This is a genomic window from Paraburkholderia bannensis, from assembly GCF_014200455.1.
GTDB lineage: Bacteria > Pseudomonadota > Gammaproteobacteria > Burkholderiales > Burkholderiaceae > Paraburkholderia > Paraburkholderia bannensis_A.
Genome location: NZ_JACHBW010000023.1, coordinates 16,336 through 29,025, shown reverse-complemented (window position 1 = coordinate 29,025; position 12,690 = coordinate 16,336). Strand labels below are relative to the sequence as shown.

Annotated in this window: 12 protein-coding genes and 1 pseudogene; 5 read left to right on the top strand and 8 right to left on the bottom strand. The window is 60.3% G+C overall.

Annotated elements, in window-relative coordinates; genetic code table 11:
- Positions 1-105: 105 nt before the first annotated feature.
- The 6 genes from F4827_RS29485 to F4827_RS29460 form a co-directional block, all read right to left on the bottom strand.
- A complete protein-coding gene (locus F4827_RS29485) occupies positions 106-1,458 on the bottom strand; it encodes an epoxide hydrolase family protein (protein WP_183730863.1) in 1,353 nt (450 codons plus the stop codon).
- Between the two features lie 21 nt (positions 1,459-1,479).
- Positions 1,480-1,692, bottom strand: coding sequence for a hypothetical protein (locus F4827_RS29480; protein WP_183730860.1), 213 nt, complete (start codon positions 1,690-1,692; stop codon positions 1,480-1,482).
- Positions 1,693-2,017: 325 nt separating this feature from the next.
- Positions 2,018-3,043: an alpha/beta fold hydrolase gene (locus F4827_RS29475; protein WP_183731073.1), complete on the bottom strand. Its 1,026-nt coding sequence runs from the start codon at positions 3,041-3,043 to the stop codon at positions 2,018-2,020.
- 51 nt (positions 3,044-3,094) lie between these two features.
- The gene (locus F4827_RS29470; RefSeq protein ID WP_183730857.1) at positions 3,095-4,087 is read right to left on the bottom strand and encodes a carbon-nitrogen hydrolase family protein; all 993 of its coding nucleotides are present in this window, start codon (positions 4,085-4,087) and stop codon (positions 3,095-3,097) included.
- 77 nt (positions 4,088-4,164) lie between these two features.
- Positions 4,165-4,647: a MarR family winged helix-turn-helix transcriptional regulator gene (locus F4827_RS29465; protein ID WP_183730854.1), complete on the bottom strand. Its 483-nt coding sequence runs from the start codon at positions 4,645-4,647 to the stop codon at positions 4,165-4,167.
- A gap of 215 nt (positions 4,648-4,862) precedes the next feature.
- Positions 4,863-5,900: a GlxA family transcriptional regulator gene (locus F4827_RS29460; RefSeq protein ID WP_183731070.1), complete on the bottom strand. Its 1,038-nt coding sequence runs from the start codon at positions 5,898-5,900 to the stop codon at positions 4,863-4,865.
- A gap of 105 nt (positions 5,901-6,005) precedes the next feature.
- Between F4827_RS29460 and F4827_RS29455 the strand changes: the two genes are divergently transcribed.
- A complete protein-coding gene (locus tag F4827_RS29455) occupies positions 6,006-6,560 on the top strand; it encodes a Tautomerase enzyme (RefSeq protein WP_183730851.1) in 555 nt (184 codons plus the stop codon).
- The gene (locus tag F4827_RS29450; RefSeq protein WP_183730848.1) at positions 6,557-6,994 is read left to right on the top strand and encodes a hypothetical protein; all 438 of its coding nucleotides are present in this window, start codon (positions 6,557-6,559) and stop codon (positions 6,992-6,994) included. The genes F4827_RS29455 and F4827_RS29450 overlap by 4 nt, the downstream gene beginning before the upstream one ends.
- Before the next feature lie 29 nt (positions 6,995-7,023).
- Here the strand turns inward: F4827_RS29450 and F4827_RS29445 are convergent.
- A pseudogene (locus F4827_RS29445) lies at positions 7,024-7,465 on the bottom strand (transposase); the annotation flags it as partial.
- 357 nt (positions 7,466-7,822) lie between these two features.
- On the opposite strand from F4827_RS29445, the gene F4827_RS29440 reads away from it, so the two are divergent.
- Entirely contained in the window at positions 7,823-9,148 is a 1,326-nt protein-coding gene (locus tag F4827_RS29440; protein ID WP_183730845.1) for an epoxide hydrolase family protein, read from the top strand.
- Positions 9,149-9,433: 285 nt separating this feature from the next.
- Here the strand turns inward: F4827_RS29440 and F4827_RS29435 are convergent, their stop codons facing one another.
- Positions 9,434-10,231 (bottom strand): IclR family transcriptional regulator, encoded by a 798-nt coding sequence (locus F4827_RS29435; protein ID WP_221303861.1) that lies wholly within the window; start codon positions 10,229-10,231, stop codon positions 9,434-9,436.
- A 137-nt stretch (positions 10,232-10,368) separates the two neighbouring features.
- On the opposite strand from F4827_RS29435, the gene F4827_RS29430 reads away from it, so the two are divergent.
- Together F4827_RS29430 and F4827_RS29425 are read left to right on the top strand one after the other, a co-directional pair.
- Positions 10,369-11,352 carry a hydroxymethylglutaryl-CoA lyase gene (locus F4827_RS29430; protein ID WP_183730842.1) on the top strand — a complete coding sequence of 328 codons (984 nt, stop codon included), beginning with the start codon at positions 10,369-10,371 and terminating at the stop codon, positions 11,350-11,352.
- On the top strand, positions 11,349-12,623 hold the full coding sequence (locus F4827_RS29425) for a CaiB/BaiF CoA-transferase family protein (RefSeq protein WP_183730838.1): 1,275 nt from the start codon (positions 11,349-11,351) through the stop codon (positions 12,621-12,623). The genes F4827_RS29430 and F4827_RS29425 overlap by 4 nt, the downstream gene beginning before the upstream one ends.
- The last annotated feature ends 67 nt before the right edge of the window (positions 12,624-12,690 follow it).

The window sequence follows — 12,690 nt, the reverse complement described above, 5'->3', positions numbered from 1 at the left end:
TCGATTAACTTCGACATCGCATGCACCCGACTGGCACGACCGCATCGACGAGCGGTGCGACGCGCGTGCGTGCATGCGTGCATGCGTGTCTAAGCGCTTCGCCCATTACGCCCGCAAAGGCCTTAACCCCGTGCGCACTTCATTCGTGAAGATCATCGGTTCTTCCCATGCCGCAAAGTGCCCGCCCGTTTCGGGCTTATTAAAGTAAATCAGGTTGTGATAGGCCTTTTCCGTCCAGCTCTTCGGCGCCTGGTAGTTTTCTCCCGGAAACGCGCTCACAGCGGCAGGCACGTTCACGTCAGCCGCGAGGAAGAAGTTCGCGTGCGACTCCCAATAGAAACGCGCTGCCGAAATGCCCGTATTGGTCAGCCAATAGAGCGTGATGTCGTCGAGCACGTCGTCTCGCGTCAGCGCGCCTGCCGAATGACCGTTGACGGGATGACCGAGCACGGCCGCGCTCAACGCCGCCGCGGGCTGGCCGTAGCCGTCGCCGTGGTCGAGCAGCCAGGCAGCCAGCGCGACAGGCGAATCGGCGAGACCATACAAGGTTTGCGGGCGCGTGCCCATTTCGAAAGCGTAGCCGCGCTTCTTCCTGAAGTTCGCGCTCAACTGCTCATAGGCGTGCTTTTCCTCGTCCGATAGACCAGCCGGCATCGGATCGCCCGCCGTCAGCGACTTGAGTATCTCCGCCGGAACAGAAGCAGGAAAGTTCACATGGATGCCGATCAGTTCGGGCGGCGCCTGTTTGGCCATGATGTTCGTGACAATTCCACCGAGATCCCCGCCCTGCGATGCAAAGCGCTCATAGCCGAGGCGTTTCATCAATGTGACCCACGCGCGCGCGGTGCGCTCCGGTCCCCAGCCCGTTGTGCCAGGCCTGGCGGAAAAGCCGTAACCCGGCAAAGAGGGAATCACGAGATGGAAGGCATCCGAAGCCGGCGCGCCGTGCGCGGTTGGGTTGACGAGCGGATCGATGATCTTGAACTGTTCGATGATCGAGCCGGGCCAGCCATGCGTGACGATCAACGGCATTGCATTGTCGTGTTTCGAGCGCACGTGGATGAAATGGATATCGAGTCCGTCGATCTCAGTCATGAATTGCGGATACGAATTCAGCCGCGCTTCGCATTTGCGCCAGTCGTATCCGGTCGCCCAGTATTGAGCGAGACCCTGGATGGTGGCGAGCTGAATACCCTGCGATTCGTCGGGCACCGTCTCACGATCCGGCCAGCGCGTCGCGTTGATGCGCCGACGCATGTCGACGAGCTGCGCCTCAGGAACGTGAACGCGGAACGGTCGAATTGCCGTCTTGTCGCCGTTGGCAGGCTCCGTGGCGGTGCCGACGGCAGGGAGGGTGTCCGCGAAAGCGAGCGGGCTCAGCGAGCCTGCCGCGAGCGCCGCAGCGGCCATGCCGACGAAATGCCGGCGCGATGAGGATTGGGGAGCGTTGTTTGACATGGTATGGGTCTCAAGCGGCGATTAGTCTGTTTCCTTGCGCGTGAAGTCTGCTGCATGCAGTTTCACGAAGTCGTACATGCTCGTGGGCTTGCGGCCCGTGAGCTCGAACAGGTCGTTCGTCATGCGGTCGTAGCGTCCCTGGGCATGCAATTCGGCCATCACAGCCAGGTGAGCGACGACGTGATCGGGAATACCGAGCTCGCGCAGTTTTTCGGACCATGGCGCGACCGGCACGTTCCGGTAGCGGATCGGCTGGCCGAGTGCCTCCGAGAAGACGCGTGCGGCATGTTCGAGATCCGTCGATTCGAGACCCGTCAGGTTATCGATCTTGCCGATATCGCGCCTGCGGCCCCCGTCACCAGAACGGGCCTATCGTGTACAAGTTGAGTTGTCATTCCAGTTACCGGTCGAGTTGAGTTCATTGATGTCGAAGCCAGACCGCGCGAGCGGCGCGAATCGGGCCACAAAGCCGGGTTCATTTCAATTATCTATGTGCATATGCACATCAAGGCGAGAAATTGTTTGCAATCCTTGATTACTGAACGCGACGATTGAGCCCTCATCCGCCTGCGCCTTGCAGAAAGCCGAGCATTGTCTTCGTGACCAGTTCGGGCTGCTCCTCCTGGATGAAGTGCCCGCTGTTCTCGATATCGACGGCGCTTATATTGACCGCCCTTTGTCCGACGACCATCTTCATCCACTTGTATGCGGGGCCACCCATCACGAGAACGGGCATTTGCAGTTGGCCATATTCCCTGTTGTCGATGACGTCCTGAGGAAAAGCTTGGTACCACGCATTGCCCGCACGGATTGCGGCGGCGCTTTCATAGGCTCGCGCGTACACGGCGCGGTCGCGCGCGTCGACTGCGTTCTCGTTCACGAGAAAGTAGTGGAAGAGCCAGTCCTGTTCAAGCCGGGCACGGCCTGCCAGTAGTTGCTCCGGCAAACCTCTGACCTGGTTGAACGCGAACCACCACAGGTTCGGGCGTGCCGACCCCAGTCTGTCACCGTATGCGCCTTGGGCGGGTAAAAGCGGAAGCGTCTGGAGGCTATCGTCGGGATGCGGAAACTCCATCATCACCAGCTTGTCGGTGGCGTCCGGATAGTTCTCAGCATAGGCGAAGGCCACGGCTGAGCCGATGTCGTGCCCCGCGATCGTAACCTTGTCGTAGCCCAGCGATTGCGTCAGTTCATGGATATCGGCGGCCATCGTCTTCTTGTCATAGCCGTCAGCGGGTTTCGATGATGCGCCCATGCCGCGCAGATCTACCACGATCACGGTGTAATGCCCGGCGAGCGCAGGCATGATCTTGTGGAAGGTCCACCACGTTTCGGGCCATCCGGGCAGCAGCACGAGCGGCTCGCCCTTGCCGCCGACGACATAATGCAGCCGTACGCCATTCACCGTTGCATAGCCATTTCTGAATCCGGGCAGCGACTTCACCAGCGTCCTGTCCGAGACGTCGGTCTTCGCGGCCACGGGCTTGTGTGCAGGCGTGGCGGCTGAGGTATGCGTTGCAGACGTCTGCGCATGGCCGGGCGAGACAATCGCCATCAGCGCCGCAAGGATGCCGGTCCTGATCATTGCTTTCACAACCAATCCTCCTTCTATAGAGGGTATTCGTGGTTCGCAGGTTCATGCGGCCTGGGTATGCAGATCGTCGGAACCCTGGTCGTCGACGATCACCGGGTGCGAAGCGCGCTCGTGAACGTGCGCGGTCGGCGTACGGTCGATCATCAGACTCAGCAGTTCGGGGCGGTTGTAGTGGCCGGCAGAGTCCATCAGCATCTTGCGTCGGTCGATCTGCGTGAAGTCGAGGTCGATGATCACTTCGCCCTCACCCGAGCGAAGCGGATCGGCCATCAGCATGCCGTCAGGAGAGACGATCGTGGTGAAGCAGCCGCCCGAGATCGGACCGATCCCGCAACCCGTGTCCTTCATGATTTGCGCCTGCTGGTCTGCGTCCAGCCACGCTGTTGCGTTGACAACGAAAGCGCCGGACTCAAGCGCATGCTGACGGATATTGATCTCCATACGCTGGGCGAAGCCCTCGCCAAAGGCAGAGCCAGGGTACATCGCCGAATGGATCTGCTCGCCGTCGGCGATCATTGCGTAGCGTGCGAGCGGATTGTTGTGCTCGAAGCACGCGAGCTGGCCAATGCGGCCAACTGCGCTGTCGACTGCCCGCAAGCCCGAGCCATCGCCCTGCCCCCAGATCATGCGTTCGAAATGGGTGGGCGTGATCTTGCGGCGGCGCTGGATCAGCGTACCGTCGGCATCGAAGAGCAGTTGTGTGTTGTACAGCGTGCCGCCATCGCGCTCGTTCACGCCGATCGACACCACCATGCCGGCCTTGCGCGCGGCTTCGCCAATGGCGTCGGTAGCAGCGGACGGCACAGTCACGGCCTGCTCGAGCAGGCGCAGATGTTCTTTGCCTGACAGTAGCTCGATGCCGGTCTGGACGGCCGCAAAGTAAGGGTAATAAGGCACGACCGTTTCGGGAAAGGTGGCGAACTGCACGCCTTTCTGGCCGAGTTCGTGGATCTTCTGCACGACCTTGGCGACGGTTGCTTCCCGGCTATAGAGCACCGGGCTGAACTGGACGGCAGCGGCTTTGACGACTTTCATTTCAAACTCCTGGACGAAGGGGGGAGGAATAACAGGGGTGGGTCGATATTGCATATGCAACATCGACTAAAAAAACTTCAGACCACGCGCAGCGGCAATTCCCGCGCGATATTCATGAGGGCATGGGCGCCGCTTTCGCCAAGGAGGCGCGTCACGTGGCTCTGTGCCGCCGACCACGCGCAGGCCGCGCTATCGAGCAGCGCCTTGCCTTCGTGAGTGAGCGAAAGCGGCCGGCTTCGACCATCGCTAGCCGGAACGTCCTCGGCAACCCATCCCTGCGCAATCAGCGGCTGCAGATTTCTTGTCAGCGTCGAGCGCTCGTGATAATTGCGTCGACTGAGATCCGAGCGGCTGATGGGCCCGAACTCCGCAATCAGCACGAGCAATGAAAACTGCGGCGCTACGATGCCGAACGGACACAGCGCATCGTCATAGAGCGAGGTCAGGACACGGGAGATCTGCCGGGCGCGCGTCATCAGACAATTGCGCGCGATCCGGCGGCTCAATGGCTCATCCGCGGCGCGGTCCAGTTCAACGGTTCCCTTCGGCTCGTGTTGCATATGCACTATCTCGGTCAGCCCAGTTTTGCGGTGCGGTGTTCTGCTCGCGATGGGCGTATTTGAGCGGACGAACGTATCGCGCTTGTGTCCGAAAATCGGTTGTGCGTAAGCGTGCGTATCCCTATCTGTTGTAGATACGTTGGGATACAAACGGATAGTGTGGGGAAAGAAGGTAGGTAACTGCGAGCGCGGTGGCGCGATGAGCTCGCACGACTTCAACCGTCGTTGAGGCCTGACTCGGCTTCTGAATTCTGCGCTGGGGCACGCGAAAACCCCATTTGATATTCACGCGGCGACAATCCGGTCTTGCGCTTGAACAATTGCCGAAATGTGCTGATATCGCCATAGCCGACACGCTGACTTACCGCCTCAAGCCCGATTGGCCGTGTTTCCAGTAAGCGCTTTGCGACTTCGATACGCAGATTCTGCAGATACGCCAACGGCGCAAGCCCGACCGCCTCCTTGAAACGGCGATTCAGCGTGCGTTCGCTGACAGCGAGCGACGCAGCCAGCTCGCTCAAGCTGAACCCCTGCTGCAACGTAACCTCCATCTGCTTCTGGGCGCGCGCGACGAGCGTGTCGGTATGCCCATGTTCGTCGAGCAGCGTTGCAAAGGAAGCCTGCGAAGTCCGGTTCATGTCGATCAAGAGTGCCTTCGCCGTCCGTGTGGCGAGCGCTTCACCGGCGAATGTTTCGACGAGCCGCACCGCGAGATTCAGATATGAAGTCACGGAAGCGCCCGAAAGGATGCCGTCCTGTGCGATCAGCAGTTCCTGTGCGCGAACTTCGACACGCGGATAACGGCGCGCGAAGTCTGCGGCTCTCGCCCAGTGAGTCGTAGCGGCGCGGCCATCCAGCAGGCCGGCCTCGGCGAGCAGGTAATTGGCCGTGCAATATGCCGCCAGCACGGCGCCTGCCTTTCGTTGACGCCTCAGCGCGGAAGATAGCGCGTTCAACTGCTCGCGGCGCCCGATGAACTCGTCGATGTTCGAGAAAAACGGTGCGGTCAGCAGAACGGCGTCCGTTCGTTTGCGCGGGTCGATCCTGCCATCGACGTGAATGATCTGACCCGACGCAGCGGTGACCGGCTGTCCGTCGAGCGACTCCACGCGCCATGTGAACAAGGGTGCGGATGTCTTGCCAGGCGCGGCCTCGCGGGTATGGAACTGATTGGCCGCGCTGAAAACGTCAACAGGTCCCGCGACGCCGGATGCGAGAATTCCGTCGTAAACCCAGATGCGAACGATGGTCATTGCGTGTCTGAAATTCCTTGAATAATGGCGATGCTGCCACTTCCGGGTACGCGAGTAAAGCTCGATCATGGCCACATCCAATGACCTGAAAGCAGGAGCAGCACCATGCCTATGATCGATGCACTGTGGCCCGAAGATGCCTTGACGCCCGAGGCCGAAGCGCGCCTCGTGAAGGAACTGACCGACATCCTCATCAAGGCGGAAGGGTACGATCCCGCGAGTCCGATCGCACAGCGGGTTACCGTGTTCCATCTTCATCGGCCGGCTGCGATCTACATCGGCGGGGAACGCACGAACACGATACGCTACCGGATCATTCCGTCTGCGCCCGAAGGACAATACACAGACGAATCGCGTCGGTTGCTCGTCAGACAGGTCACGGAAGCGGTAGCGCGCGCGGAGAACCGGCCGCTCGATGACGTCGCGCCGCGCGTCTGGGTGTTCCCGACCGAGATACCGGATGGCGCATGGGGGACGCGCGGCGCGATCTGGTCGCTGCCCGATATCCATGCACTGCTGGAGGGCGAGTCCGAGCGCGGCGAGGGCATTGGACGCCTTGCGCGACGACGCCTGGAAAAGCTGCGCATTACACTCGAAGCAGTGCTAGATGCTGCTGGCGAAGGCATCCCGAGCACGCCGAAACTGGAGCGCTCAGCATGAAATTCAACGATACAGCCTCCGTGATGGCGCCGGTTGGCGGCCCGCCGCTCTGGCTGGCGAGCCTCTCTGAAAACGCGACGCTCGAAGCCACCGTGCTGAAGCGTCCGATCGAGGGACGCGCCGCCATTCTGTCCGTCATAAAACACGCAGTCTCCCTCTACGAGTTCCAGCATCACAGCTACAAGGGCGTGATTGGAAACGGCTTGTATATGGAGTCCTATCGATCACAGGTTCAGGGCACGCCGATCGAGACGGTGGTCGTCGCTCATATGAACGAACAGGGCGAGACGGATTCCGTGGTCATTAACCATCGCCCGCTCGATGCGGCAATGCTGTTTTCCAGACTGATGTGGGAACGCGTCGACGAACGCTTCCGCGATTGTTATCTGACGGGACGGGAATCTTGTCCGCCAGATGAAACGGCTTCTTCTTAATCTGACGACGGCCTCTGTGCTAGAGCATGTTAGACACTTGTATTAAGGGCTGCGAAGTGGACGAGTACAAGCACGGCGAATACGACGAAATGCCATCCAGCCAGGGTTTCGGGCAATCGCTCATAGTCTTGTGCCAACCGGCGGAAGCGGTTCAGCCAACCGAAGCTGCGTTCGACCACCCAACGGCGTGGCAACAGAAAAAAGCATTTTTTTACTTCCGGCGGTTTGATTACCTCAAGCTCGATTCCTTCGTCCAGCGCTGCCTGAGCAGGTTTCCTCACCGGTATAGCCCTGATTGGCAAACGCGACCTTCACCGTCTGGCCTGTGACCTCCAGGACCTGACGCGCGCGTTCGCCAATCTGGGCGCGCTCCTGCTCGTTGGCCGGTGTAATGTGTACAGCAAGCAGCTGCCCAAACGTATCGACCGCCATGTGAACCTTGCTGCCCCGCTTACGCTTATATGCACGCGGAAATAGTCATCGACTACACCAGCCCATCCTTGGCATTGGACGATGAGAACGCCCTCGCTAACCAGCCGGAGCGCTCCGCGCTTCCCGTTGGAATCAATGCGACGGATTTGTTCCCGACAGACACAAGTGTTCTTCTGTTGTGGGCGTTTACCCGAGTGACCTGCTTACACACAATCGCTTCAACTACCGCGAACTACGGTTTTCGGTCGGTCAAGGCGGTATCGATGTGAGGCTTGCCAACTGCTGGCCTGCATAGGTGGCTCGATTGGGCAATGATGAAAGTGCTTGCCCGGGATATTGCGTTGCTGTGGCATTCATCGCTCCGCCTACTCGTACATATTGCAAATCGGAGCTTGTATGCAAAACGATATCCTTTCCCAGACTGCCTCGCGCCGCCGTTTTCTTGGTGTAGCCGCGGCAACCGCGGTTGCGGGCTCATTGAGCCAGCTTGCTTTCGCAGATACGAATCGATCCATCACTGAAGTCGCACAGTCGACCGGCGGTGACAAGACCGCTATTCGTTCCCTTCGCGTGCATGTGCCGGAATCCCAACTCAGCGACTTGAAGAGGCGTATCAAGGCGACCCGGTGGCCTGAGCAGGAACCGGTGACTGACGCGTCGCAAGGCGTGCAGCTCGCGACGATGCAGAACCTCGCACGTTACTGGGCGACCGATTACGACTGGCGCAAAGTCGAAGCGAGGCTGAATGCCCTGCCGCAGTTCGTCACCGAGATCGATGGGCTCGATATTCATTTTATTCACCTTCGTTCGAAACGGACGGATGCCTTACCGATCATCATTACGCACGGCTGGCCCGGCTCGATCATCGAACAGTTGAAGATTATCGATCCGCTGAGCAATCCGACGGCCCATGGCGCGACTGCATCGGACGCCTTCGACGTAGTGATTGCTTCGCTTCCGGGCTACGGGTTTTCAGGCAAGCCGACAACGACCGGCTGGGATCCCGTTCGCATCGCACGGGCCTGGGTCATACTGATGAAGCGTCTCGGATACACGCGATATGTCGCGCAGGGCGGCGATTGGGGAAATGCTGTCACGGAGCAGATGGCCCTGCTGGCGCCGCCGGAACTGCTCGGCATTCACACCAACATGCCGGCTACCGTACCGGACGATATCGCGCAGGCACTCAAGTTGGGCGAGCCGGCGCCAGCAGGTCTCTGGGCCGATGAGAAGCGCGCGTTTGATCAACTCGACTATTTCTACAGGCACGGGCTTGGCTACGCATTGGAAATGCAGAATCGCCCGCAGACGCTTTATGGGATTGAAGATTCGCCTGTAGGCCTTGCGGCGTGGATGCTCGACCACGATACGAGCAGCCAGGCACTCATCGCACGTGTGTTTAACGGTCAGTCCGAGGGGCTGACGCGGGACGACATCCTCGACAATGTCACGCTCTATTGGCTCACGAACACAGGAATTTCTTCGGCTCGTCTGTATTGGGAAAACAAACTCAATTTCTTTGCCCCGAAGCACGTTGCCATCCCGGTTGCCGTCAGCGTCTTTCCGGATGAGATCTACGCCGCCCCGCAAAGCTGGACCGCGAAAGCGTATCCCAAGCTGATTCACTATAACCGCCTCCCGAAAGGCGGACACTTTGCGGCCTGGGAGCAGCCGCAAGCTTTCTCAGAAGAGGTTCGCGTGAGCTTCCGTTCGCTGCGTTGAACGCAAATGTGCGGGCGATGCCGTCGAGGGTCACCCGCAGCCAGCGAGCATGAATGAGAGGTCTCTAGCCGCGACCGAACAGGAAGCCACCGGCAAAACGGCCGATCTGATGTGCGATGGTGACACCCGCAGCGGGGGGACTGAAGCGCCGAAACGGGTCGCACTCGGTTGTTCGCCCTACTTCGATGGCGCAGTTGCACATGGGAAACGCATGAGGCCGTAATCGGCGCTATTTTTGGACATTCGACAATGCCCATCAATCAATCCGAACGCGCCCGACGCGCTTCATCTCTTGCATCCGGCGATAGCGGCATCGTACCGGCCACCTTTGCCACCCAGGGCCACGGTCGCACGCTTTGCGCTATCAAGTAACGCCGCCACAGCCGCATTGATCATCGTAGGCGTGCCAAACCTTTCTTTCGGTCCGGATAGCGTAAGAGCGCCCACCACCTCCCCCATTGCGTCAAACACAGGCACCGACGCCGATGCGGTCTCGGGATCGCGTTCGCCATAGGACGCTGCCCATAGCGCGTCGCGCACCTCGCTCCAGCGCGTATCGAGCGTCTCGGTAAAAGCAAGCAGCACCTTGCCCGACGCGCCCCTGTCGATCGGGAACTCCTCCCCGACGCGGATCGACACCCTCACGCTTCGTGTCGGCTCGACGCGATACAGCACCAGGCGTCTATCGCCCTGTCGCACATAGAACGATGCGGTTTCCCCCAGATCGCGGCTCAACTCCTGGAGAAGCGGTTCGATGACCGGTCCCACCTGGAAGGATCTCTGATAAAGCGCGGCCAGACGTAAGGGCTGGTGGCCCACCCCATACTGCCCGTCGTTCAACTTGCGGATGAAGCCGCCGTGCTCCAGTGCGCCCAGCAAGCGCAGGGTGGTACTTTTGTACAAACCCGTGCGGCGCGAAAGTTCGCTGAGCGTCAACTGATCGTCCGTCGGCCCGAAGGCGTTGAGGATCGCGAAGGCCCGGTCAAGGACGGCAACGCCACTGGAATTTTCCCCGACTTGATCCGAAGGTTCGGCCACTGAAGGCGCTCCCTCGGAACCGGTCGTCTCTGTCGTGATGTTCATAGGCGCCATCCTACTGTTCCATCTGGCAGAACTCAAGTTCTATTTTTTGGGTTTACCCTCCTTACAAGTGACCCGAGCTCGATCTATAGTTCTCTCCAACAGAATACCGATCTATCAGATAGAACATAGGTGAGCAAATGGGTACGTCACATCCGAAAGTGCTGATCAGTGAGGTTGGGCCACGCGATGGCCTCCAGAGCATCAAGAGCGTCATGCCGACTGCTGCCAAGCTGCAGTGGATCTCCGCGCTCGCCGCTGCCGGCCTCAAGGAAATCGAAGTAGGCTCTTTCGTGCCTGCAAAGCTGTTGCCGCAGATGGCCGACATCGGGGAAGTCGTCGCGCACGCCCTCTCGATCCCGGATCTGCACGTCGCCGTGCTCGCGCCGAACCTCCGAGGAAGTCAGAGCGCATTCGAAGCGGGCGTGCATAAGGTCACACTTCCCGTTTCGGTGACTAACGAACACTCGCTCGCCAACATCCGCAAAACCACTGAGCAGATGATCGAAGAAGTCCGCAATATCGTCGCGCTGCGTAATGAGCGGTTTCCGGACGTGCAGATTGAAGCGGGCGTTTCGGTTGCCTTCGGCTGCACGATCGCGGGCGCTGTGAACGACGACCAGACGATGCGCATGTGCGAGGCCATGGCCGAGTGCGGCGTCGACGAAATCGGGCTTTCGGATACGAGTGGCTATGCAAATCCGGCCCAGGTACGCCGACTGTTTCGCAGGCTGCAAACGGAATTCGGCACCAAGGCAGGCGGCGCCCATTTCCACAACACCCGTGGCCAGGGCCTTGCCAACGTCGTCGCGGCGCTTGAAGCAGGTGTCACGACGATCGATTCCAGTCAGGCCGGTCTGGGCGGCTGCCCCTACGCGCCAGGCGCGACTGGCAACATCGTGACGGAAGACCTCGCTTTCCTTCTCGAAGCCATGGGTTACGACACCGGCGTGGACATCGACAGACTCATCGCCGCGCGTGCGATTCTCGCCCGCGCGCTGCCCGGCGAAGCTTTCTATGGGCACGTGCAGGACGCGGGGCTGCCGAAAGGGTTCGTGTACGCAGACGGCCGCGCGCCCAGCGCGCCGCAACCCGAAGGCTGCCTGACTGGAGTAGCGCAATGAGCGAAGTGAACACAAACGCGAATTTGCCGTATAGCGGCCTGCGCGTCGTCGAGATGACGCACATGGTGATGGGGCCGACATGCGGCATGGTGCTGGCCGATCTGGGCGCCGAGGTGATCAAGGTCGAACCGATCGCTGGCGACAGTACACGCGCCCTGCGCGGGTCGGGTGCGGGCTTCTTCAGCACGTTCAACCGCAACAAGAAGAGCATTGCCGTCGATGTAAAGGATCCGCGCGGCGTTGAGATCGTTCACAAGTTGCTGGCCAGGGCGGACGTCTTCAGCGAAAACTTCAAGAGCGGCACGATGGACAAACTTGGCCTGGGTTATGCCGCGCTGTCCAGGCTCAATCCGCGTCTGGTCTACGTGTCGCACAAGGGCTTTTTGCCCGGTCCCTACGATCATCGCACCGCGCTCGACGAGGTCGTGCAGATGATGGGGGGCCTCGCCTACATGACGGGACCCGAGGGCAGACCGCTGCGCGCCGGCACGAGCGTCAACGACATCATGGGCGGCATGTTCGGCGCGATCGGCGCGATGGCAGCGCTTGCTCAACGCGAACGCACGGGCCGTGGCCAGGAAGTGCAAAGCGCGCTGTTCGAGAACAATGTGTTTCTCGTCGCCCAGCACATGATGCAGTACGCCGTGACCGGCAAGGCTGCCGCGCCAATGCCGAGCCGCATTTCGGCCTGGGCGGTCTACGACGTTTTTTCGGTCAAAAACGGCGAGCAGATTTTCCTTGCAGTGGTGTCGGACACGCAATGGGCGCTCTTCTGCGACGCATTCGGTCTCACCGATCTCAAGGCCGACGCTCGGATCGCCACCAACAATCAGCGCGTGCAGGCGCGCGAATGGTTGCTGCCGCAACTTCGCAAGCATATGGAAGCATTCACTGCCGCTGAAATCAGCGAAATATTCGAACGTTGCGGGCTTCCCTATGCGCCGATCACGAAACCGCAGGATCTGTTCAATGACCCGCACCTGCTGGCAACCGGCGGTCTTGCCGAGGTGACGCTGCCGCCGGACGCGAGCGGCGCCGGACAAGCGGTCACGACGAGAACGGCGCTGTTGCCATTGACGCTCGATGGTGAGCGCCTGCATCTGCGCGCGGCACCGCCTTCGCTTGGTCAGGATACCCAGGCGCTTCTGCTGGGTCTTGGGTATACGACTGAGGATCTTCGGCAACTGACCGAGGCTGGCGTCGTCAAATGCCGCGAAGCGCAGCCGGGCGATGCGTTGAACCCATCGGCGAACGAACTCGCCAGCGCCTGACGTAACGTAGCGACAAACACAAAGAATCCGTGAGCCGCAGAGGGCAGCGTGCCCTGCTGCGCGCCGT